Source organism: Arthrobacter sp. SD1074B (assembly GCF_056780195.1).
The window spans coordinates 3,242,248-3,264,142 of record NZ_JBRAZT010000001.1 but is presented as its reverse complement, the minus strand read 5'-3'; the positions used below and the strand labels follow the sequence as shown (position 1 = coordinate 3,264,142).

Sequence of the window (21,895 nt, the reverse complement as noted above, 5' to 3'; positions counted from 1 at the left end):
GCGGCTGCCAGGTCCACCGCCACCCTACGCGGCGGCCCGGTTCCGGGCCCATGCCAATAGTCCCAAGTGTCCGGGTTCCCCGAATCCGCCCCGCGCAGCGGAGCCGGAGTGTGCTTAACTTTCCAGATGACGAATCCTGCCCCGCGCAGCGGCCACGCACCCGGCCAGGCGGAGTCCGGTGCGGTGGACTGGGAGGGGGCCGTCAATGCGTGGCACATCGGCGGCAGCGTGTACCGGATGGGCCGCCGGGAATGGCTCACCGAGGCGGGCTGGCAGCAGGCGTACGACGGCGGCGTCCGGACCGTGATCGACCTCCGCAACCCGGACGAAATCCGCCGCCGCGACACCGATCCGACGGTGAACGAGGCGGTCCTGGCCGCATTCGACGTCGTCCACGCCCCCACCGAGGATCCCGGCAACAGCGAATTCCGGGCGCTCTGCGTTCCCTATCTGAACGATCCCGCGTCCTATGCGGACAACGCCAGGATCTTCCCCGGAAAACTCGCAGCCGTCTTCCAAGCGGTGGCTGCAGCGCCCGGCGGCGTCGTGATCCATTGCTCGGCCGGCCGTGACCGCAGCGGAATGGTGGCAGCCATGCTGCAGGACCTTGGCGGCGCGGGGGAGGCCGAAATCGCCCTGGCGTACGAGCGCGCCGTACGGGGCATCAACGAGTACCACCGGGTCTCCGGGCTCCCGCATCCGCACGAGCGGTACTTGCCAGAAGAGGCCCTCACGCCGCTGATTGAACGGCGCCAGGAAAGCCTCCTGGGTTTTGTTCGGCAGGTGCGGACACCGGAGTTTTTGGGCCACAATGGAGTAACGGTCCCGGAGGTGGCTGCCATCCTGCGCAAACTGGGGCGCTAGAGTAACCGGGTGAAGACTCCCAGGTACCAGTCGGTGATGCGCGCCGTGGCGGCGGCCGCCGTCGCGCTCGCGGGGTCGTCGCTGGCCGTCCCTGCCCTCGCAGAGGCCGGGCCCTCCAAGCCCGCTACGCCGTCTGCCTCCCCGCCGGCTGCACCGTCTCCCTTCCGGCCGGCTGCACCGTCCCCGCAAGCCGGCATCAGCGACGCCGGACTCGCCGAAGCGGTCAGCCGGGACCTGGGTATGACGCTTGAGGAGTTCAACGCCGCCGGTGCGCAGGCCAAACGGGCCGCCGACGCCGCGCCCGGCCTCCGGGGGCTGCCGGGCTACGTCGGGATCCGGCTGCAGGACGGAAAAATCGTCGTGGAAGGCTCGGGCGCGGAGCTCCAGGCCCGGATCGGCGAACTCAACTCCGCAGGGCCGGCCGAGTTCACGCTGCACGCCCCCACGCTGCATAGCCCCACGCCGTCCGCACCGCTGGCCAAGGCCCAGGCGGCCCCGGAATTGGTCGCCGGCAGCACTGAACAGCTCTTCCAGGCATACGTCCATGAGGTGGGACCGGCCGGTCTGCAGGCTGTAGCCTTCGCCGACGGCCACTTCATCATCCGCACCGGTGGCACCAACATCCCGGAAGCGCAGGACCCGGGAGCCCCCTCGCCTGCGGAACCGGCCCCCGGGAAAATCTCGCCCGCCGACTTCGTATCACGGTACGCCAACGTGCTGCTTGAAAAGGGAACAGCCATCAAGACCGAAGATGACCTGTTCGGCGGCCAGGGCTATGTGATCGACAACATGACTATTTGCTCTGCCGGCTTCGGGGCCTTTGATCCGAGCGGCCTGCCGCTGGTGCTGACGGCCGGGCACTGCGCCGAAGACGGAAAGGCAGTCAACGCCGACCTCGAGCCGCCCACCGCGGCGCCCGCGGGAGGGGCGACGACGGCACTTCCGGCTGCCCTCAAACCGCTTGGGACGTTCGGCTTCAGCCAGTTCGGCGGACCGGAGAACTCGCCCATCACGGGCTCGGAGGCGAGTCCCGGCAACATCGGCACGGACATTGCCGTCCTCAAGGGATTGCGTCCGGGACTCAACGTCCAGCCCTCCGCCACCACGTGGGAAAACCCGGCCAGCCCGGCAGGGACCGCCGTGAAGATCGTCGGAACGGCAGCGCCGTACCAAGGCCAGGCGGTCTGCCGGTCCGGCCGCACCGACGGGTGGTCCTGCGGCAGCGTGGCCGAGACCGGCATCTACGTCGCCGCCGGTAATCCCACCACCGGGACCACCTGTACCGACGCCAACGGCGTGCCGGTCAGCCCCTGCGACCTGCGCGCCTTCAAGGGTTTCCTGTCCTATGACGTCACATCCAGCGGCGGAGACTCCGGCGGACCCTGGATCAGCGGCAACTTCGCGGTGGGCACACACTCGGCGGGGGAACCGCAGGGCGCTCCCAATTTCGCCGTCGCGACCTCCCTCGAGGATGCCATGTCGCACATACCGGGCGGCGTCCAGCTCCAGCTCTTCCTGAGCGCGCCCGAGTTGGCCGGCAAGCCGGCTGGCAACCCGGGCGGCGCCGAGGCGGTGGCCGGCCAGCCGATTACCGGCACCGTCCGGGCCGAACCCAACACCTCGCTTCCGGCGAATACCACAGTGCGCATCACTATTACGGGGCCGCACGCCCTGGCCGGGCAGACCCTTAAGGCCCCGGTGGGGCGCTCGGGGAACTGGCAGTTCCCGGCTCCGCTGACCGCCGGGCCGCTCACCTTCACGGCGACGACGATCAACGGCTTCAGCCGGTCGGCGCCGGCGTCGTTCGCGGTGACCGTGGCCCCGTCCGCCCTTGCCGCGCCCACGCTGACGACGCCGAACCGCGGCCCGGTTGGTTCCCTCACCCGGATTGACGGCACCGGGACACCCGGTGCGGCGGTGACGTTGTCCGGAGACGTGGCCGGCACCGGAACAGTTCAACTTGACGGCCACTGGACGGTGCGCCTGGACCACCCGGCGCCCTACGGCAAGGTGGACGTGTCGGCCGTGCTCTCAACGGCCGGGACGCCGGACAGCCCCGCGGCCGTGGCAACCTTCACGGTCCGCCCGCCCGCCCCGGCGATCTCCGGTATCCCCGACGGCACACAAATCCGCAGCGGGTCGCGTCCCCGGACCATCCAGGGAACCGGCGTCGACGGCGCCGAGGTGCGGGTACTGATTGACGGAACACCCGTGGCCGCGCAGGCCGGCAGCGGGGCGGCGGCCGGTTCCCGGACCGTTGCCCTGGCGCTGCCGCAACTGGTGGTGGCGGGAGGGCACTGGAGCGTTCCCTTCCCGGCCGACCTGACTCCGGGCCGCCATACCTTGTCCGTGACCCAGTCGGTCGACGGGGTCGCCTCGGCCCCGCGGCAGGTGGCGTTCACCATCCTGGCCGCACCGGCGGCCCCGGTGGAGCCCGGAACCCCCGCTGACCCCGCCGGGCCCCCCGGCCCTCCGGCTCACGCCTCCGTCCCGGGGGTCCCGGCGGGCCCTGCCGCTTCGGCGGCCCCGGCCGCAGCGACCCATGCGGACGCGCCCATTGTGGTTACGGCCGGCTCCGGCCAACTCGCGGACACCGGGGCCGGGACGATCCTGACGACAGCAGCCCTTGCCGCCGTCGCGATGCTGCTGGGCGCCGTCCTCCTTATCGGAGTCCAGGTGGCCGGAGCGCGGCGGCGCATCGTCCGCTAGGGACGGAGGCCCCGCGTCAGCCCGGAAGCCAGGCTTCGGCTCAATGTTCGGCTTTGCGGCCGTGCCGGCCGTGGTCCCGCCACTTGTCCGAGTCGACTATCTGGACCGCAACGCCGAGGGTGCCCTTCTTGAGGCTGCCCCAGGCGTACACAATCGTGTTCTTGCCCTTGGTAACTGGAATGTCAGCCGGGCCGATCAGGGGTTTGGTGGTCCCGGCGGCCGCCACCGAGGCGGACACGGTCCCGGCCTTCAGCGTTAGCACTTCCTGGTCCGGGTTCGTCAGATCCTCGATGACGGCAGTCTTGCCGGCAAGGACGTCCACGGCGGGCGCGGCCGCTACGTGCCTGACCGTCAGCTTGCCTTGGTCCCGGGGGCTGGGCGAGGTGTCGTTCTTGAACAGGGTGGCGGTGGGATCCCCGTCCTCGTCAAGATGGGCAACAGCGGTGTAGTTCCGTCCCTCCCTGAGCTTGACCTCGACGGGGCCGATCACCGCGTCGTCGGCACTCTTGGCGTTGGCGGCCGTGACGGCAATCTTGTAGCTGCCTCCCTCGAGCTTCAGCGGGCCTGCGAGCTTGCCGGGCTTGAAGTCGTCCAGGGTGAGCTTGCCGTTCACCCACACGTCCACGGTGAGACCGGGAACGCCGTGCAGGACGGAGAGGACGGCATCGTCGCCGTGGTGCCTGCCGCCGTCGTGCTTCCCGCCGGCCTGGGCCGGGGCGGCGAAAGCGAGGGCGGCCACCATCGACACGGCGCCGGCGGCATAAACGGTTTTGCGCATTTCAAACTCCTCGTTGAGTTGCCCGGATTCGGGCGGTGATTTGCTTACACCGTTACTACCGGCCGGGGACCCGCTTTAGATGCAGCCGGTGGGAACTTTTGCTTAAAACGGTCAGCCCTTGCGGTCCAGCAGCAGGTTGGTGATCCGCAGAGTGCAGAGCCGGTCGCCGGCCTCGTTGGTGATCAGCACCTCGTGGGTCGTCACCGTGCTGCCGAGGTGGATCGGGGTGGCTGTGATCGTGACGATCCCCTCGCGGGCGGACTTGTGGTGCGTGGCTGAGACGTCCACGCCCACCGCCGTCTTGCCCAGCGTGCTGGCGTGGATCACCGAGGCCCAGGAACCCACGGCTTCGCCCACGGCGAGCGAGGCGCCGCCGTGCAACAGCCCGAAGGACTGGCGGTTTCCCTCCACCGGCATGGTGGCCACAACGCGTTCCACCGACTGCTCGATGATTTTGACCCCCATCTTCTCGTCCAGTTCCCCAAGCGTGATCTTCCACAGCTCGGTACTGCGGGGGTCGGGCGTCATAGCGTCTCCTCTGGTGCTCTGGCCTGTCACGGGCCGTCCGGTCCTGCCGCTACTAGTGTGCCGCAGGGCTCATTCATGTACTGTAGACATATTACCGAACGGACGGTCAGTAATGCTCTGGCCGTGTTGATCTTGCCCCGCGTTGGAAGGACCCGTCAACGATGACCACCACCACAACAGCTCCGGAACCTTCTGTAGGCACCGTCGAGATCGTCCCCAGCTTCATCCGGAACTCGTGGTGGACCCCCGACGCCGCGTCCGCGTCCGGCGCAGCCTCCGTCCTGGACGCCAGCACCGGTGAGCTCCTGGCACGGGTGAGCACCGAGGGCCTGGACCTTGCCGCCGTCGTCGACTACGGGCGCACCACCGGGCAGGCCGAACTGGGCAAACTGACCTTCCACCAGCGGGCCCTGAAGCTCAAGGAGCTGGCCCAGTACCTCAACGGCCGCCGCGAGGAGTTCTACGCGCTGTCCGCGCAGACCGGCGCCACCAAGATCGACTCGATGATCGACATCGACGGCGGCATCGGCGTGCTGTTCACCTTCGGCTCCAAGGGCCGGCGCGAGCTGCCCAACGCCCAGGTGGTGGTGGACGGCCCGATGGAGGTGCTCTCGAAGGATGGGTCCTTCGCCGGCGAGCACATCTACACCCGGATCCCGGGCGTCGCCGTGCAGATCAACGCCTTCAACTTCCCGGTTTGGGGCATGCTCGAAAAGCTTGCCCCGGCCTTCATTGCGGGCGTCCCCACTATCGTCAAGCCCGCCACCCCCACCGGCTACGTCGCCGCGGCCGTCGTGAAGGCGATCGACGAATCCGGCATCCTGCCCCAGGGCTCGCTGCAGCTCGTCTCGGGCTCCGTCCGCACCCTGCTGGACCACCTGGACTACCGTGACCTCGTTGCTTTCACCGGGTCCGCGTCCACCGCCAACACGCTCAAGTCCCACCCCAACGTGGTCAAGGGCGGGGTGCGCTTCACCTCCGAGACCGACTCGCTCAACGCCGCCATCCTAGGCCCGGACGCTGTGAGGGGCACGCCGGAATTCGACGCGTTCATCAAGTCCCTCGTCACCGAGATGACCGCCAAGGCCGGCCAGAAATGCACGTCGATCCGCCGCGCGATCGTGCCGCAGGAACTGGTGTCCGACGTCGTCGCCGCCGTGGGGGAGCGGATCACCGAACGCGTCGTGCTCGGCGACCCGCGCGCCGAGGGCGTCACGATGGGCGCCCTCGCCTCCCGTGAGCAGCTCGCCGACGTGCGCGCCGCCGTCCAGTCGATGCTCGACGCCGGCGGCGAGCTGGCGTACGGCACCATCGATTCGCCGAAGGTCACCAGCGCGGACGGGAGCGTAGGCGTCGTCGAGGACGGCGCATTCATGTCCCCGGTGCTGCTGAGCTGGGCCGACCCGGAAGCCGAAGAAGTCCACTCGCTCGAAGCCTTCGGCCCGGTCTCCTCGGTGATCGGCTACACCGACCTCGCCGACGCCGTCCGCCTCGCCGCCCGCGGCGGCGGCTCGCTGGTCGCCTCGGTCTGCACCAACGATCCGGCCGTGGCCCGCGAACTCGTCACCGGCATCGCAGCCCACCACGGCCGCGTGCTCATGCTCAACCGCGAGGACGCCCGCAGCTCCACCGGCCACGGCTCCCCGGTCCCGCACCTGGTCCACGGCGGCCCCGGCCGCGCCGGCGGCGGCGAGGAACTGGGCGGAATCCGCTCGGTCATGCACCACATGCAGCGCACCGCCATCCAGGGCTCGCCCAACATGCTCACGGCCGTCACGGGCGTCTGGCACACCGGCGCGGACCGCAACTTCACGCTCGAGACCGAGGGCCAGCACCCGTTCCGGAAGCACCTGAGCACGCTGCACATCGGCGACGCCATCCGCTCGGAGCTGCGCGAGGTCTCGCTGGAGGAGATCACCAAGTTCGCGAACTCCACGGGCGACACCTTCTACGCCCACACCAACCAGGAAGCGGCGGAGGCCAACCCGTTCTTCCCCGGCATCGTGGCGCACGGCTACCTGCTGCTGGCCTGGGGCGCGGGGTTGTTCGTGGAGCCCGCGCCGGGTCCGGTGCTGGCGAACTACGGCCTGGAAAACCTGCGCTTCATCACGCCGGTCGCGGCCGGAGACTCCATCCGGGTCACGCTGACGGCCAAGAAAATCACCCCGCGCGAGACCGACGAGTACGGCGAGGTGGCCTGGGACGCGGTCCTGACCAACCAGAACGACGAGATCGTGGCCACCTACGACGTGCTGACCCTCGTTGAGAAGTAGGCCCCTCCGACGCTCCCTCACCTCCTGTGGTTCCGTTGACGACGCTCCCTCACCTCCTGCGGTTCCGTTGACGACGCTCCCTCATCCAGTGCGGGAGCGTCGTCGGTTGGGCGGCCGGAGGTGAGGGAGCGTCGGGTGTTCGGTTCGCGGTTGGCGGGCTCTTTGCACCCGACGGCGGCGTAAAATCATGCTCGTAGGAGGTGGCGAAATGTCCCTAGTACTGAATAAAGCCACAACAGTCCTGCCAGTCGATGATGCAGCGCGTGCCCGGCATTTCTATGCGGACACCTTGGGGCTCCCGCACCGTGGCGTGGCAGACGACGGAAGCGAACTCTTTGGCTCAGAAGGCGGCCCCATGCTGCAGCTGATGCCTGTCAAGGATGGAAAGCATTCAGAGCACACCACCCTGAGTTTCGAAGTCAGCGAGATCGAACGCACCGTCAAGGAGATGGAAGCCAAGGGCGTCACGTTCCAGGATTACGATCTCCCCGATCTCAAGACGGAGAACCACATTTGCACCACGGATTCCGAAAAGTGCGCATGGTTCATGGACTCCGAGCACAACATTCTCTGCGTGCACGAAAACATCACCACGGCAGCCGACTACCAGCTCTGAGCGGCGGCGCCTGGCTTACCAGTCCGCGGAACGGAATTGCAGAACAGCGTCCCGGCCTTCCGGGGCGCTGTTCCATGTCCGCGCTAGGGCCTCCGGGTCCTGTCCCGCTGCTGCATCCCGGGTGTAGCTTGAAACCGGACTCCCGGACGGCGGAGGCGAGGCGTGCAGACATGACTGTTTCGTCTTCCCGGCCGGCATCCGAAACCCGGAACCGTCGCGTCGTCCGGCTGCTGTCGGCTACGCTGATGTGTTACCTCGGCCGGCTCACCACGGCCCAGGGCGCAGCGGCCCCGTGACGGCGTCGTCCAGGGCGCGCGGCCGCAAAATCGCCTGGCTGCCACGCACCCCTGTGGGCAACGTGGCTCTGGTCCTGGATCTCGCAATGGTCGCCTTCCCGGTTTGGGTTCTGCCGTCCTGGTACCTCGTGACGTTATTGGTGGGTGCCGGCGGCATGTTCGAGTCGCCCCGGGCGGTGGTCGCGAACAGCATTTTCCAGGCCCTCGTGGTGGCCGCCACGCTGGCGGTCAACCTGGCCGCGTTGCTCCGCGCCAGGGACTACTCGATCCTGCTCGGGCTGGCCGTGCTCCCGCTGTCCGCGGTGCTGCTGTACATGTGCTGGTTCGTGGCCGCGAACGGATTCCCCGGCCTTGCGGGGGCACATTGACACGGACCCGCCGAGGCGTGGCGGTGGATAACGTCCAGCAACCGTCAAAGTCCCCCGGACGGACTGGATACCCCCGGGGTGGGGGCGTCAGGCCTGGCTGGGGACGTGGAGGCCGTGGAAAGCCATGGTGATGACGTCGTCGGCCAGCTTCGCGGGGGAGAGCGAACCGCCCGGCTTGTACCACTCAACGATCGAGTTGATGGTGCCGAACAGCAGCCGGGTGACAGTGCGCGGATCAATGTCCTGGCGCAGCGAACCCTCATCGCGGGCCTCGGAAATGAGTGCCGCCACCTTGTGGTCGAAGGTGCGCCGGCGTTCCAGCGCGTCACGCTCGATTTCGGTGTTGCCGCGCAACCGCAGCAGCAAGGTGACGAACGGCAGCCGTTCCACCAGGACGGAGATGGTCTCGCGGACCACGAACTCAAGCCGGGCTTCGGCGGTGCCGGTCTGCGCCTCGGGCCGGTCGAGGATGGCCTCAAGGCCGCCCAGGGCATGGTCGAGGGCGAGTTTGAGGAGATCGCCCTTGGACGGCACGTGGTGGTAGATCGCGGACTTTGAGATGCCCAGATTCTCGGCGAGGATGCCCATCGAGGTGGCGTCGTAGCCGTGGCGGTTGAAGACGTCGACGGCGATCAGCAGCACCGACTGCTGGTCATAGCCGGGGCGGCCGCGCTTGGTGGTGGTTCCTGTGCTGGGCATACTCGCTAGTTTCTCATGAACGGTCGGTCGGCCCGGCAGCCGTGGCCCGGGAGGTCACAGCTGCCGGGCCGGCCCGGTGGCGGAACAAGCCCGAGCCGGTCAGGCCTTCGGGCGCAGGTCGTAAATCCGGCGCAGCTTGCCGTTGGAGCGCTCCAGCGAACCGGGATCTACGACGTCGACGGTGCAGGAGGAGCCGCCGTGGATCTTGATCTGCTGCTGCAGCACCTTCGCCGCCGCCGCGCTGCCCTCGACCGTGACGGCCTCGCGGCGCTCGATCTTGACCGTCAACTGGTCCATCCGCTGGCCTTCCGGGCGGGTGAGTTCCAGCTGGAAGTGCGGGCTGAGCTCCGGGATGCGCAGTGCGATTTCCTCGATCTGCGAGGGGAACAGGTTCACGCCGCGCAGGATGATCATGTCGTCGCTGCGGCCGGTGATGCGGCCCATCCGGCGGTGTGCCGGGCGGGCCGTGCCGGGCAGCAGCCGGGTGAGGTCCTTCGTGCGGTAGCGGATGATCGGCAGGGCTTCCTTGGTGAGCGAGGTGAAGACCAGCTCGCCGGGTTCGCCGTCGCCGAGGACCACGGAGGGGTCGAAGGCGTCGACGATCTCGGGGCGGAAGTGGTCCTCCCAGATGTGGCTGCCGTCCTGGGTTTCCACGGCTTCGCCGGCGACGCCGGGGCCCATGACCTCGGAAAGGCCGTAGATGTCGCAGGCCTTGATGTTCATCATCACTTCGAGCTCGTGCCGCATTTCCTCGGTCCACGGCTCGGCGCCGAGTACCGCGTACTTGAGCGAGGTGGAGGCCGGGTCGATGCCTTGCTTCATCATGGCGTCCGCGATGGTCAACAGGTACGTCGGGGTGGCCAGGATCGCGTCCGGCTTGAAGTCCTGGATCAGCGTGATCTGGCGTTCGGTCTGGCCGCCGGAGATCGGGATGACGGTGCAGCCCAGCGCCTCGGCACCGGCGTGGGCGCCCATGCCGCCGGTGAACAGGCCGTAGCCGTAAGCGTTATGGACCTTCATGCCCGGCCGGACGCCGGAGGCACGCAGCGAACGGGCCACCAGCTTGGCCCAGTCAGCGAGGTCCTTCTTGGTGTAACCCACCACGGTGGCGCGGCCGGTGGTGCCGGAACTCGCGTGGATCCGGGCCACCTCGTGCTGCGGCACGGCGAACATTCCGAAGGGGTACTCGAGCCGGAGGTCTTCCTTGGTGGTGAACGGGAACTTCCCAAGGTCCGAGAGCTCGTGGAGGTCCGTCGGGTGCACGCCGGCCTCATCAAACTTGCGCTTGTACAGGGGAACGCGGTCATAGGCGTACGCCACGGTGTGCTGCAGGCGGCTGAGCTGCAAAGCCTCCAGCTCGTCGCGGGAAATGGTCTCTTCGCGGTCCAGGACGGCGTCGCTGGGGGCGAGGGCAGATTCGGCGATGGGGGTGGTCATCTGGGTCCCTATTTCTATTTCTTGGAGATGGTGCGGCTGCGGCCGCGGAACTCGGCGATGAGTTCGCCCGGGGGGACGTCGGCGGGTAGCCCGCCCGGGAGCGTTGTGGTGGGGTGTGCCCCTGCGGGAGCGCCGTCAGCGCTCTGCGCGGGGCCGGGGTCGGCGGCGTAGATCTGGACATCGTAGAGGCCGCTGCGGCCGGTGCTGGCGCGGTGGTTGGCGACGGCGGTGAGGATCTGACCGCGGAAGGCCGGCTTGATGAAGTTGATGTCGACGCCGGAAGCGACAGTGATGGACCCCGCGTCGGCCGGGCCCGGTTTTACCGGATTGCAGGCGAGAGCGAACGCGGTGTCCCCGAAGGCGAAGATCATTCCGCCGTGGGCCATGCCGAAACCGTTGAGCATTTCCTGCCGGAGCGGCATCCGGATGGTGGCGTGGCCGTCGTCGAGCGCCAGAACCTCAATGCCCATCCATTCGGAGGCGTAGTCGTCTTTCAGGACGGGGTGGGTGCCACCGGAAACCGTCAGTTCAGCCATGCGTCGTTGCCTCCAGCTTTATTTACCGAATGTTCATTAGGTAATCCCATTCGGGTGCCCGCTGTCAAGGGGTGTAAGTATGCTGGGACACATGGCCAAAGGAATATATGTCAGCGCGACGACCCCGGGATCCGGTAAGTCGCTCATAGCCCTGGGCCTGGCGGACACGCTCCACCGGCACGCGGACCGCATCGGCTTCTTCAAACCGGTGGTCCACGGCCACGCCGACGCCGACCCGATGGTCGCGCTGATGAAGTCCCGCTTCGACCTCGACGACGAACGCTGCCGCGCAGGCCTGACCTTCGCCGAGGTCCGCGGCCTCCTGGCGGAAGGAAAACGTGAGGAGATCGACTCCCGCTGCGTCGAGATCTTCGCGGAGATGTCCCGGCACTGCGACGTGGTGATCATCGAGGGCACGGACCTGACCGGCCAAGACGCTGCCGTCGAATTCGACCTCAACGCCCGGCTCGCCAACAACCTCGCGGCGCCGATGGTCGCCGTCGTCGGGGCAAGGGGCCGCACCGTGGCCGAAACCGCGGACGCCGTCGAAGTGGCCCGCAAGGAACTCCTCGCCGAGCGGTGCGCCCTGCTCGCGATCATGGTCAACCGCGCCGATCCCAAGGACCTGGAGCAGATCGCCGCGGCGGTCCGCCCGGGCGCCTCCGGCCGCCCCGTGTACGTCTTCCCCGAACTGGAGGACATCGCGCGGCCCACCACCGGCGAGGTCGCGTCCGCGCTGGGCCTCGGCCAGGTGGCCGGCCTGCCGGACCTGGAGCGCGACGTGCACTCGGTCAAGGTGGCGGCCATGAACGTGGCCAACTTCCTGCACGTGCTCGACGACGGCGCGCTGGTGATCGTTCCCGGTGACCGGGCGGACGTGCTGGTGGCCTGCCTCGCATCCTCGTTCTCGCCGGAGTTCCCGGTGCCGTCGGCGCTCATCCTGACCGGCGGGCTGGCCCCGGACCCCACCATCTACTCGTTGCTGGCGCAGGCCCCGTTCCCGATCTTCGCCGCCCCGGACGACACCTACGTCACCGCCAAACGGGTCTCCGAGGTGCGCAGCGAGATCTGGTCCGGCCACCGCCGCAAGGTCGCGTCCGCGCTGGGCCTGTGGGCCAAACGGGTGGACGAGGCGGAACTGCTGGAGCGGCTGCACCTGCCGCGGCCGGAACGGATGACACCGCTGCGGTTCCTGCACGACCTGATCGAACGGGCCCGCTCGCAGCGCCGCCACATTGTCCTGCCGGAGGGCACGGACGTCCGGATCCTGCGGGCCGCGGAGATCCTGCACCGCCGCGACGTCTGCGAGCTCACCGTGCTGGGCCGCGAGTCCGTGGTCCGTGAGCTCGCCGCCACGCAGGGAATCGACCTGACCGGCATCAACATCGTGGACCCGGCCACCTCCGAGCTGCGGCAGGGCTTCGCCCAGAAGTACGCGGAACTGCGTGCGCACAAGGGCGTGGACCTGGCGAAAGCGCTCGAGGTGATGCAGGACGAAAGCTACTTCGGCACCATGATGGTCCAGCTCGGCGTGGTGGACGGCATGGTCTCCGGGGCCGCGCACACGACGGCGCACACCATCCGGCCGGCGCTCGAGTTCGTCAAGACCCGCGAGGGCGTCAAGATCGTCTCCTCGGTGTTCCTTATGCTGATGCCGGACCGGGTGCTGGTCTACGGAGATTGCGCCGTCAACCCCGAACCCAACGTGGAACAGCTCGCGGACATCGCCCTGGCCTCGGCCGAAACCGCGGCCCAGTTCGGTGTCGAACCGCGGGTGGCAATGCTCTCCTACTCCACCGGCGGCTCCGGGGCCGGCGAAGCGGTTGACGCGGTCCGCGAGGCCACCGAACTGGTGCGCCAGCGGCGCCCGGACCTCGCGGTGGAGGGCCCCATCCAGTACGACGCCGCGGTCGACGCCGCCATCGGCGAGTCCAAGATGCCCGGCTCGTCCGTGGCCGGGCAGGCGACCGTGTTCATCTTCCCGGACCTGAACACCGGCAACAACACCTACAAGGCCGTCCAGCAGTCCTCCGGTGCGGTCGCCGTCGGGCCCGTGCTGCAGGGGCTCCGCAAGCCGGTCAACGACCTGTCCCGCGGCTGCACCGTGGACGACATCCTGAACACGGTCGCCATCACGGCGATCCAGGCCCAGTCGGTGCAGCCGGCCGCCGAACCGGCCGCAGGGCAAACCACCGATCAGCCCGTCGACGCCAAGGCTTAGGAGGCCCCATGCTCGTGCTCGTCATCAACTCAGGCTCGTCCTCGCTCAAGTACCAGGTCCGCGACGTCGAAGCGGGCAGCGTCCTCGCCGAGGGGCTGGTCGAGAAGATCGGGATGGGCAACGGCGGTGACGGCGACGGCGAGATCGAGGGCCCCCGCGACCACGCCGAGGCTCTGGAACAAGTGGACGGGGCGATCCACGAGGCGCTGGGCGACCGGCCGCTGGACGCCGTGGGCCACCGCGTGGTGCACGGCGGCGAACGCTTTTCCGAACCTGTGCTGGTCAACAATGAGATCACCCGCGCCATTGAACGGCTGAACCCGCTGGCGCCGCTGCACAACCCGGCCAATGTCCTCGGCATCCGCGCCATCAGCAAGAAATGGCCGCAACTGCCGCAGGTGGCCGTCTTCGACACCGCCTTCCACCGCACCCTGCCCGAGTACGCGTGGCGCTACGCCGTGCCGGACGAGCTTTACACCAACCACGGCATCCGGCGCTACGGCTTCCACGGCACCTCGCATGAGTACGTGGCGCACCGGGCCGCGGCGCTGCTGGACCTGCCGGTGGAGGAGTTCGATGCCGTGATCGCCCACCTCGGCAACGGTGCCTCGGTTACCGCCATCCGCGGCGGCAAGTCCATTGACACCTCGATGGGCTTCACCCCGCTGGAAGGCCTGGTGATGGGCACCCGCTCCGGCGACCTGGACCCCTCCATCCTGGTCTTCCTGGGCCGGGCCGGCTGGTCCGCCGAGGACATCGATTCGATGCTGAACCGCCAGTCCGGGCTGAAGGGCCTCGCCGGGAACAACGACATGCGCTCGGTCGTCGAAGCGGCGGAGGGCGGCGACGCCAGGTCCGCGATGGCGCTGGCCGTGGCTTCCTACCGGCTGGCGAAGTACATCGGCGGCTACCACGTGGCCGTCGGCGGCGCGAAGGCGCTGGTCTTTACGGCCGGAATCGGTGAAAACTCGCACCAGTTCCGCAACCTTGTCGCGGAGCGGCTGGGGGCGCTGGGCGTGGAGCTCGACGCCGGGCTGAACCGTGAGCGGTCCAAGGAACCGCGGGTAATTTCGACGCCGGGGTCGGCGCTGCCGGTGCTCGTCGTGCCGACGGACGAGGAACGCGCGATCGCGGAGGCGACGGCCGCCGTCGTCGCCCATTCATCGGTTGCTCCCTAACCGCCCTTCAGGGCGCCCAGAACGGCGCTTACGGAGCAATCGACGGGGAAACGGGTCATAGGCTGGGGGCATGACCGAACTGAACCTGCCCCTGCGGACCGAGCGGTTGGTATTGCGCCGCTTCGAGGCCGGGGACCTGGCGGCCTTCCACGCCTACCACTCGCTGCCCGAGACTGCCCGCTTCCTGCCGCGGGAGGCCAAGAGCTACACCCAGTCGATGGAATACGTGGGCAAATACGCCAACTTTGAATTCGAGAAGGAAGGCGACTGGGTGGCGCTGGCCATCGAGGCCGCGGACTCACCCGGACTGCTGGGGGAGGTGGTGCTCAAGTGGCTGCCCGGCTGTGGCCAGGCCGAGGTGGGCTGGAGCCTGGCCCCGGCGGCCCGCGGGAAAGGGTATGCGGCGGAGGCGGCCGCCGAGATGCTGAGGCTGGGCTTCGAGGACTTGGGCTTCCACCGGATCGACGCCAAGCTGGACGCCCTCAATACCGCTTCCGCCGCCCTGTGCAAACGCCTCGGCATGCGGCTGGAATCGACCCAGGTGGACAAGTGGCATTACAAGGGCCAGTGGGCCACCGAGGTCGTATACGCGATCCTCGCCGACGAATGGGCGGCCCGGTGTCCGGGTCGCGCGCAGGCCGGATAACCCTGCGATTGCTCCGCAGGTGCCCTTATGGGGGTCCAAAAGGGCGCCTACGGAGCAATCGGTGGTCGGGACTGGGTCGAGCGGCCCGGCAGCCCCGCTAAGGGCCGGCCGTCGGTGCGGTGGTTTCCGGCGCAGGCGACGACGCGGTGGTCTCCGGTGCGGCGTCCTCCCCGGTATCCGGGGCGGACTCGGTGGCGCCGCCGGTCGGCTGGCCGGGGTCCGGCGCCAGCGTTTCGGCCGGTGCGGGCTGTTCCGTGACGCCGGACGTCGGCGATTGTGTGGGCGACGGTGTGGCCCCCGGGGAAGCCGGCGACGGCGCCGTCGGGGAAACCGGTGCCGGCGCCGTCGGCGTGGCAGCACCGGCGGGCGTGGCGCTGGGATCCGTTCGGACGATCTCCATGATCTGTTCCTTGAACCCACTCAATGTGCCCTGGATCTCCGCGAGCGGGACATTCTGCAGGTTCCGCCCGTACTCGGCAATTTGCTGCCACAGCGCGTTCAGCCGGGACACGCCCTCCGGGCTCAACGGCCCGTCCAGGGTGAGGACCAGCTGGCTGGCCAGGGCGTAAGTCAGGCACCGGAGGCAGTTGTTGTTGGCCGCCGCGGAGAGGTTCTCCGGAACGATCACATCAGCCTGCCCCACGATCAGCACCACCTGGAACCCCACCGAGACGGCGGCGCAGTCCTTGCAACTGGCGAAGGCGTAGGCCTCGTTCCGGTTGCGGACGTCCTCCCCGTCCTCGGCCCAGACCAGCGCGAACGCGACGTCATAGACCACGGAGCCGTCCGTGGTGTTGACCGCCAGCGACTGGTTGCCGCCTTCCGCAGGAGCGGCCGGTTTGTCGAAGGGGAATACCCAGGAGGGGGCCGTCGGCGTGGTGCCGGATCCGCCGGCCGGGGCTGACCCCTCCCGCGGCACGAGCACCATGCTCAACTGCGGGTCCTCGCGGGTCGGTTTACGGGCACCCTGCGGCCAGAGCGCCACGGTCCGTCCGGCCTGGCCTTCCTTCATCCGGTCGGACGAGGCCGAGGGGAAAACAGCGGTGGTGATGTCGCCCAGGGTGCCCCGTTCATAGGGCTGGACAGGGCGGTAGCTTTCGGCACCGGGCCACCAAGCCCACGCGAGGCCCGCGGCGACAGCTACGACGGCGGCCATCGCCGCGCCGCGCTGCAGCGCCTTGCCCTGCGTCTTTTGCCAGAGGCTGCTGATTAGTTGCCGCGCGGTGCGCAGCAGGATGTAGAAGATGCCCAGGATGGGCAGCCCGATGCAGATGATCGCCAGCACACGCACGGCCGCGTCGGCAAAGTCGCCGTTGGCTGCGCTGTGGGTGAGCATGGCCTGCTGCTTCCAGCCGTTATCCCAGGCGGTGCCCAGGATCCTCGGCAGGGCAATGACCATGGTGACCAGGCTGAACACCAGCAGGGGTACCGTGACCAGCACCCAGACGGTGACGACGGCGCGGGCCCAGGGCTTGAGCAGCTGGGCCTCGGGATCCGTCCTACGCCAGGGGACCAGGGCCAGGAGGGTCGGTTTGATCCTCTGGAACAGATCCGGGACCCCGGTGGCGCCGGCGAGGATGTGGTAGCCGTCGAAGCGGACCATGGGCATCAACTGCCGGACCATCTGCAGGATCTGCGTGACCACCACCAGCAGCAGCGCGTCGAAGCCGGTGGCCCACCAGACGCCCATGATGGCCACAGCCACGATGGCATTAAAGTACAGGCCGCCCACATCCGTGCGGAGGCGGCCGGCCCGGCCCAGCCGGTACGAGTCGGTGACGTCGGTGTAGAACGCGGGCCACATCAGGTACAGGCCGGTGCCCATGGCACCGGGCGTGGCGCCGCCGCGCCGGGCCGCCGCAGCGTGGCCGAATTCGTGGAAGCCGGCCGAGAGCACGGTTACCAGCAGAATCAACAACACCAGCCCGGGGTTCGCGAAGGCCTCGTGCGTGGCCGAGGCAAGTCCCTTGACCATCAGCACCCACCAGCAGGTGGCGAGGAAGGCGGCGGTCACGGCCACGACAATCAGCGGATTGAACAGCATTGCAAACGGTGCGGTGAGCTTGCGGGTGCGTTCCGGGTCCGTGACGGAGTACCGGAACCGCATGCCCAGGAGCGGGTTGGATTTCTTGACCGCCGGCTGGGAGCCGTCGGCCAGCCGCAGCAGGCCCAAGGGCAGCAGCTGGGACTCGATCAGGGTCTGGACGTTCCCGGAACTGACCTGCTTGCCGTACGCGCTGCCGGCGTGCTGTGCAATCTCCTCCAAACTGCGGCGTCCGTCCACAGCCTCCAGCACCAGGTAGAGCAGGCGGGTCAACTGCAGCGTCTGTCCGTCGGCGCGGCGGACCAGCGACGGTGCCTGCTTGTAGCCGGAGCCCTTCGTCTCGCCGAGCAGTTGGACGCCTTCGGCCAGGGCGGGGGGCGGCAGGGTATTGGCGGCGGCAGGGGCCGGCGGGCCGTCCTGCGCGGACGGCCCGCCGTGCAAGGTAGTCACTGAGCGGCTACTGCTGGATGTTCGACTGCTGATCGGCCGAGGCCGCAGCCTCGCCCTCGATGTTCTGGTTGATGATCGCGTCCTGCTGCGAGACGGCGTAGGAATCGCTGTCGATCGAGCCGATGTTGGCAGCGACCGCAGCGTCGATCGGGGCCGCAACGTTGGCATTGGCGGCGACGGCGCCGTTGATCGGCGCAGTGATGCCGGCGTTGGCGTCGAGGTTGACGTCGACGTTGAGGAGGTTGCCGTTGAGGGCCCCGGCAGCGTCGGTCGGCAGCGCGCCAAGGTCGGGCGCCGTGCCGTCAGGAAGAGCGTCCGTGGCGCCGTCCAGCGTCCCGTCCACAGCGCCGTCGAGCGTGCCGCCGGCGTCGGTCGGGGTGGTGGCGCCGTCGGCGGTCCCGGCATCGCCGGTAGTGGCCGTGGGCGCGTCGGAACCGGAGGCCTGGTCGATGCCGCTGTCCTGGACGGAGGTCGCGTTGGCGTCGGCGACGATGCCCTGGTTGATGATGACGCCCTGGTCGGAGAGGGCCTGCGACTCCGAACCGGCGGAGAGGATGTTCGCCGATGCGGCGGCGTCGATGGGTGCGGCGACGTTGGCGTTGGCCGCGACGGCCAGGTCGATCGGCGCGGCGGCTTCGATGCCCAGGTTCAGGTCGGCATTCAGGTCCAGGACGGAGGCCACTTCCTTGTCGGGCAGCGCGGTGGCAGCCTCGGACATCAGTTCCTCGTCGGACAGGGCGTTCATTGCTGGTTCAGTACTCACGGTTGACTCCAGTTCCGGCACGGTTGCTGCTGCCCCCAGTGAGCAGTGTCTCCACCGACGTGCCTAGTGCAGGTCAATAGTAAGCATGATGATCAAATTTGGGTATGTTCCGCCCCCCGGGCAGCCCGGCGATTGCTCCGTCGGCGCCCTTATGGGGGTCCAAAAGGGCGCCTACGGAGCAATCGATCAAACCTGGGGCTACTTCAGCCCGGCGCCCGGCAGCAGTTCCGTGGCGCCAAGGGAGTCCGCGACGAAGGCATAGTCCCAGGCGCGCTCCTTCCACTGCACGTACCGGCCGGAGGCGCCGCCGTGGCCGCCCTCCATTTCGATCTTCATCACGATCGGCTCGCTGCCGGTGTTCACCTCGCGCAGCCGCTGCACCCACTTGGCCGGCTCCACGTACAGCACGCGTGTGTCATTAAACGACGTCACCGCGGCGATTTTGGGATACGCCGCCGCCCGGACGTTCTCATAGGGGGTGTACGACTTCATGTACCTGTAGACCTCCGGATCCGTGATCGGGTTGCCCCATTCCTCCCACTCCAGCGCGGAGAGCGGCAGTTCCGGGTCCAGGATGGTGGTCAGCGCGTCCACGAACGGCACGGCTGCGACAACCGCCGCGTACTTCTCCGGCGCCAGGTTGGCCACCGCGCCCATCAGCAGCCCGCCGGCAGAGCCGCCCATGGCCGCGATCCGGGCCGGGTCCACCCAGCCGGAGCCGGCGAGCCAGTCGGTGGCCGCAATGAAGTCGGTGAAGGTGTTCATCTTGTGCAGCTTTTTGCCGTCGTCGTACCAGTGCCGGCCCAGTTCGCCGCCGCCGCGGATATGCGCAATCACAAACACGATGCCGCGGTCCAGCAGCGAGAGCCGGGGAATGCCGAAGCCCGGATCCATACTCAGCTCGTAGGAGCCGTAGCCGTACACCAGGCCGGCCGCCGTCGAATCCTGCGCCACGGACACGTGCCGGAGCACCGAGAGCGGGATGCGCGTCCCGTCGGAAGCGACCGCCCATTCCCGGGTGGCGACATAGTCCGCGGACGAGTATCCGCCCAGCACCGGGCTCTCCTTGCGCAGCAGCAGTTCGCCGGCGGGCAGCTCCGCCGTCGGGAGCACAAAGTCGTAAACGCGTGACGGCGTGAAGTAGGAGGTGTAGCCCATCCGGATCACCGGGGCTTCGTAGTCGGAGCCGGCAACGCCCGCCGTGTAGAGCTCCTCGTCGAAGGCCGGTTCCACGGGGGCGCCCTGCGCCGGGGTCCCCAGTCCAGCCAGCGGCAGGACCTGCACCCGTTCGATCGTGTCCTTGCGGATGGACAGCACCAGGTGGGTGGAGGTCACGCCGGCGCCGTTGACGCGCACCTGGTCGGAGTGTTCGACGACGGTCCGCCACTGCTGCTCGGCCGCCGGCTTGGCGAGTTCGGCCGGGTCCACGAGCGAGACCATCGAGTTGATGGCGTCCTTGTTGTGGGTCAGCAGAATGGTCTCACCGCCCTCCAGCAGGAACGGCTCCGCCTCGTACAGGATCCGCTCGGCACGGGGGATGACGGTCGTCAGCCCGGCCTCGGGCGCGTCGAAGCGCAGCAGCCGGGTCTCGCTGAACTCGGAGCAGCCGATGCCCAGCACCAGGTGGCGCCGGTCCGCGGAGAGCTCGAAGCCGAGCCACATCGCGACGTCGTCCTCCTGGTAAATCAGCTCGTCGTCGCCGACGGGCGTGCCCAGCACGTGGGCCTTCACCTGGTATGGCCGCCAGGATGCGTCCACCACGGTGTAGAAGATCCGGCTCCCGTCGGGGGAGAAGGACACACCGTAGAAGACGTTCTCGATCACATCCGGCAGCAGTTCGCCGGTGCGGAGGTCCTTGATGCGCAGCGTGAACCGCTCGTCGCCGGCGTTGTCCACGGCGTAGGCGTAGAGGTTCCCATCGATCGTCACTGCGGAGCCGCCCACGGCGAAGAACGGTTTGCCTTCCGCCTCCACGTTGCCGTCCAGCAGCACCTCCTCGCCCGGAATCGCGACGCCGACCTCGACAGCGGGCGGAGTCCAGTCCGCCACGCGGTCGCCGCTGTCCTGGGCGCGGACGCGGCACTGGATGCCGTACTCCTTGCCCTCGACCGAGCGGGTGTAGTACCACCAGCCGTCCTTGCGGTTGGGGACCGAGAGGTCGGTCTCCTGGGTGCGCCCCTTGATTTCCTGGAAGATGGCTTCGCGCAGTGGTTCCTGGTGGGCTGTCACCGCTTCCTGGTAGGCGTTTTCGGCCTTCAACAGTTCAACGACCTCGGCGGATTCCTTGTCCCGCAGCCACTCGTAGTTGTCTTCGAAAACATCACCATGGTGGGTGCGGCGGGCGGGCACCTTCTTGGCAACGGGGGGCTGCGGGGAAGGCTGCACGGGAGTCTGCGTCATGGACCCAATCTACCGAACATCTCCCCGGCGGCCGGGCGGTCAGTTGCCGTTTTGCAGTTTGTGCGCGGCCACGTAACTGCCGAGTTTGTTGGCCCGCAGCGCGGCCACGAGCTCCGCGGTTTTGGCGGTGTCCTGGACCACGATGGACTGCCCGTCGTCGCTGGTGCCGTCTCCCGCCGTCGGCAGGGTGAAGAACACCCCGCCGGCAGGGGTGTTCCGGAAGCTGAAGGTGAGGCGCGCCAGCGTATCGAGGGTCAGGCCCGGGGCCACGGTGATGCGGGGCAGGACAGTGGCGGCCAGCTTGCGGGCGGCGGCGCGGTCGGCCGCGCCCTGCTTGACGGCCTTGGCCAGCACGGCTCTGAGAAAGGTCTGCTGGTTCCGGACGCGCTGGTAGTCGCCGTCGACGAACGCTTTGCGTTCGCGGACAAAATCCAGTGCCCGCGCGCCGTTGAGCCGATTCACTCCGGCCGAAAACGCTACTCCGGGGTCGATGGTGGATGTGAACGGGAGCTTGACGCTGACATCGACGCCGCCCACCGCGTCGGTCAGGGCAGCGAAGGTCTGGAAGTCAACCATGACCGTGTGGTCGATCCGCTGGCCGAGCAGGGATTCAACGGTTCGTGTTGCGAGCGGAATCCCGCCCAGTTCGAGGCTCGCGTTGATTTTCGCCTCGCCGTGGCCGGGGATGCTGACCCACAGATCGCGCATCAGCGAGATGCCGTAGACCTGTTGCCGGTTCGCGGGGAGGTGGAGGAAGACGAGGGTGTCCGCCCGCTGGTCGGAGACCTTGCCTGCGGCAGCCGCGCCCCGCTGGTTCACCCGGCTGTCGCTGCCGATCAGCAGGATGTTCAGCGCGGTGGGCGGCGGCTCCGGCGGCGGCGTGGGGCTCGGCGTCACCGCCGCGCTCGGTGCAGGGGATTGCGGCGGCCCGGCGTCCGGCGTCCGGGGCGGAGACAGCAGGAAAGCGGCGGCGGCGACGCCGGCGGCCAGCAGCACGCCCAGGACGGCGAACAGGAACCGACGGCGCCGCCGTCCGGCCGGCGCAGAGTGCGGCCCTGCCGGCGGTTCTGCTGGTTCGGGCGAGGCCAT

At 68.6% G+C, this 21,895-nt stretch carries 18 protein-coding genes; 9 read left to right on the top strand and 9 right to left on the bottom strand.

Features of this window, described 5'->3' with window-relative positions:
* Positions 1-126 precede the first annotated feature (126 nt).
* The gene (locus ACUYM2_RS15155) at positions 127-864 is read left to right on the top strand and encodes a tyrosine-protein phosphatase (protein ID WP_481600793.1); all 738 of its coding nucleotides are present in this window, start codon (positions 127-129) and stop codon (positions 862-864) included.
* 9 nt (positions 865-873) lie between these two features.
* Positions 874-3,573 (top strand): S1 family peptidase, encoded by a 2,700-nt coding sequence (locus tag ACUYM2_RS15150; RefSeq protein ID WP_481600792.1) that lies wholly within the window; start codon positions 874-876, stop codon positions 3,571-3,573.
* A gap of 40 nt (positions 3,574-3,613) precedes the next feature.
* Here the strand turns inward: ACUYM2_RS15150 and ACUYM2_RS15145 are convergent, their stop codons facing one another.
* Both ACUYM2_RS15145 and ACUYM2_RS15140 read right to left on the bottom strand, forming a co-directional pair.
* Positions 3,614-4,351 (bottom strand): DUF4397 domain-containing protein, encoded by a 738-nt coding sequence (locus tag ACUYM2_RS15145; RefSeq protein WP_481600791.1) that lies wholly within the window; start codon positions 4,349-4,351, stop codon positions 3,614-3,616.
* A 111-nt stretch (positions 4,352-4,462) separates the two neighbouring features.
* A complete protein-coding gene (locus ACUYM2_RS15140; RefSeq protein WP_481600790.1) occupies positions 4,463-4,879 on the bottom strand; it encodes a PaaI family thioesterase in 417 nt (138 codons plus the stop codon).
* Between the two features lie 161 nt (positions 4,880-5,040).
* Between ACUYM2_RS15140 and paaZ the strand changes: the two genes are divergently transcribed.
* The 4 genes from paaZ to ACUYM2_RS15120 all read left to right on the top strand — a co-directional run bounded on the left by paaZ (position 5,041) and on the right by ACUYM2_RS15120 (position 8,432).
* Positions 5,041-7,152: a phenylacetic acid degradation bifunctional protein PaaZ gene (gene paaZ, locus ACUYM2_RS15135; RefSeq protein ID WP_481600789.1), complete on the top strand. Its 2,112-nt coding sequence runs from the start codon at positions 5,041-5,043 to the stop codon at positions 7,150-7,152.
* 208 nt (positions 7,153-7,360) lie between these two features.
* Positions 7,361-7,768: a VOC family protein gene (locus tag ACUYM2_RS15130; RefSeq protein ID WP_481600788.1), complete on the top strand. Its 408-nt coding sequence runs from the start codon at positions 7,361-7,363 to the stop codon at positions 7,766-7,768.
* 170 nt (positions 7,769-7,938) lie between these two features.
* On the top strand, positions 7,939-8,064 hold the full coding sequence (locus ACUYM2_RS15125) for a hypothetical protein (RefSeq protein ID WP_481600787.1): 126 nt from the start codon (positions 7,939-7,941) through the stop codon (positions 8,062-8,064).
* Positions 8,061-8,432 carry a hypothetical protein gene (locus ACUYM2_RS15120; RefSeq protein ID WP_481600786.1) on the top strand — a complete coding sequence of 124 codons (372 nt, stop codon included), beginning with the start codon at positions 8,061-8,063 and terminating at the stop codon, positions 8,430-8,432. Before ACUYM2_RS15125 ends, ACUYM2_RS15120 begins: the two co-directional genes overlap by 4 nt.
* A gap of 87 nt (positions 8,433-8,519) precedes the next feature.
* Here ACUYM2_RS15120 and ACUYM2_RS15115 read toward each other — a convergent pair whose 3' ends face one another.
* From ACUYM2_RS15115 to ACUYM2_RS15105, 3 genes are all read right to left on the bottom strand, one after another.
* Complete coding sequence (locus ACUYM2_RS15115; protein WP_481600785.1) at positions 8,520-9,131, bottom strand: TetR/AcrR family transcriptional regulator; 612 nt, start codon at positions 9,129-9,131, stop codon at positions 8,520-8,522.
* Positions 9,132-9,230: 99 nt separating this feature from the next.
* Positions 9,231-10,568 carry an AMP-binding protein gene (locus ACUYM2_RS15110; RefSeq protein ID WP_481600784.1) on the bottom strand — a complete coding sequence of 446 codons (1,338 nt, stop codon included), beginning with the start codon at positions 10,566-10,568 and terminating at the stop codon, positions 9,231-9,233.
* Positions 10,569-10,582: 14 nt separating this feature from the next.
* Positions 10,583-11,104 (bottom strand): hotdog fold thioesterase, encoded by a 522-nt coding sequence (locus ACUYM2_RS15105; RefSeq protein ID WP_481600783.1) that lies wholly within the window; start codon positions 11,102-11,104, stop codon positions 10,583-10,585.
* 91 nt (positions 11,105-11,195) lie between these two features.
* Here ACUYM2_RS15105 and pta point away from each other — a divergent pair, with 91 nt between their 5' ends.
* The 3 genes from pta to ACUYM2_RS15090 all read left to right on the top strand — a co-directional run bounded on the left by pta (position 11,196) and on the right by ACUYM2_RS15090 (position 15,149).
* The gene (gene pta, locus ACUYM2_RS15100) at positions 11,196-13,325 is read left to right on the top strand and encodes a phosphate acetyltransferase (protein WP_481600782.1); all 2,130 of its coding nucleotides are present in this window, start codon (positions 11,196-11,198) and stop codon (positions 13,323-13,325) included.
* Positions 13,326-13,333: 8 nt separating this feature from the next.
* Positions 13,334-14,503, top strand: coding sequence for an acetate kinase (locus ACUYM2_RS15095; protein ID WP_481600781.1), 1,170 nt, complete (start codon positions 13,334-13,336; stop codon positions 14,501-14,503).
* 70 nt (positions 14,504-14,573) lie between these two features.
* Positions 14,574-15,149 (top strand): GNAT family N-acetyltransferase, encoded by a 576-nt coding sequence (locus tag ACUYM2_RS15090; RefSeq protein ID WP_481600780.1) that lies wholly within the window; start codon positions 14,574-14,576, stop codon positions 15,147-15,149.
* Between the two features lie 97 nt (positions 15,150-15,246).
* Here ACUYM2_RS15090 and ACUYM2_RS15085 read toward each other — a convergent pair whose 3' ends face one another.
* From ACUYM2_RS15085 to ACUYM2_RS15070, 4 genes are all read right to left on the bottom strand, one after another.
* Entirely contained in the window at positions 15,247-17,643 is a 2,397-nt protein-coding gene (locus ACUYM2_RS15085; protein ID WP_481600779.1) for a hypothetical protein, read from the bottom strand.
* A 7-nt stretch (positions 17,644-17,650) separates the two neighbouring features.
* Positions 17,651-18,406 carry a peptidoglycan-binding protein gene (locus ACUYM2_RS15080; protein WP_481600778.1) on the bottom strand — a complete coding sequence of 252 codons (756 nt, stop codon included), beginning with the start codon at positions 18,404-18,406 and terminating at the stop codon, positions 17,651-17,653.
* Positions 18,407-18,604: 198 nt separating this feature from the next.
* A complete protein-coding gene (locus tag ACUYM2_RS15075; protein ID WP_481600777.1) occupies positions 18,605-20,806 on the bottom strand; it encodes a S9 family peptidase in 2,202 nt (733 codons plus the stop codon).
* Between the two features lie 39 nt (positions 20,807-20,845).
* The gene (locus tag ACUYM2_RS15070) at positions 20,846-21,895 is read right to left on the bottom strand and encodes an LCP family protein (protein WP_481600776.1); all 1,050 of its coding nucleotides are present in this window, start codon (positions 21,893-21,895) and stop codon (positions 20,846-20,848) included.

Coding starts and splice junctions, on each gene's coding strand:
- ACUYM2_RS15070 (WP_481600776.1), bottom strand. CDS start 21,895: ATGGCCTCGCCCGAACCAGCAGAACCGCCGGCAGGGCCGCACTCTGCG.
- ACUYM2_RS15110 (WP_481600784.1), bottom strand. CDS start 10,568: ATGACCACCCCCATCGCCGAATCTGCCCTCGCCCCCAGCGACGCCGTC.
- ACUYM2_RS15125 (WP_481600787.1), top strand. CDS start 7,939: ATGACTGTTTCGTCTTCCCGGCCGGCATCCGAAACCCGGAACCGTCGC.
- paaZ (WP_481600789.1), top strand. CDS start 5,041: ATGACCACCACCACAACAGCTCCGGAACCTTCTGTAGGCACCGTCGAG.
- ACUYM2_RS15115 (WP_481600785.1), bottom strand. CDS start 9,131: ATGCCCAGCACAGGAACCACCACCAAGCGCGGCCGCCCCGGCTATGAC.
- ACUYM2_RS15105 (WP_481600783.1), bottom strand. CDS start 11,104: ATGGCTGAACTGACGGTTTCCGGTGGCACCCACCCCGTCCTGAAAGAC.
- ACUYM2_RS15140 (WP_481600790.1), bottom strand. CDS start 4,879: ATGACGCCCGACCCCCGCAGTACCGAGCTGTGGAAGATCACGCTTGGG.
- ACUYM2_RS15130 (WP_481600788.1), top strand. CDS start 7,361: ATGTCCCTAGTACTGAATAAAGCCACAACAGTCCTGCCAGTCGATGAT.
- ACUYM2_RS15095 (WP_481600781.1), top strand. CDS start 13,334: ATGCTCGTGCTCGTCATCAACTCAGGCTCGTCCTCGCTCAAGTACCAG.
- ACUYM2_RS15075 (WP_481600777.1), bottom strand. CDS start 20,806: ATGACGCAGACTCCCGTGCAGCCTTCCCCGCAGCCCCCCGTTGCCAAG.
- ACUYM2_RS15155 (WP_481600793.1), top strand. CDS start 127: ATGACGAATCCTGCCCCGCGCAGCGGCCACGCACCCGGCCAGGCGGAG.
- ACUYM2_RS15090 (WP_481600780.1), top strand. CDS start 14,574: ATGACCGAACTGAACCTGCCCCTGCGGACCGAGCGGTTGGTATTGCGC.
- pta (WP_481600782.1), top strand. CDS start 11,196: ATGGCCAAAGGAATATATGTCAGCGCGACGACCCCGGGATCCGGTAAG.
- ACUYM2_RS15145 (WP_481600791.1), bottom strand. CDS start 4,351: ATGCGCAAAACCGTTTATGCCGCCGGCGCCGTGTCGATGGTGGCCGCC.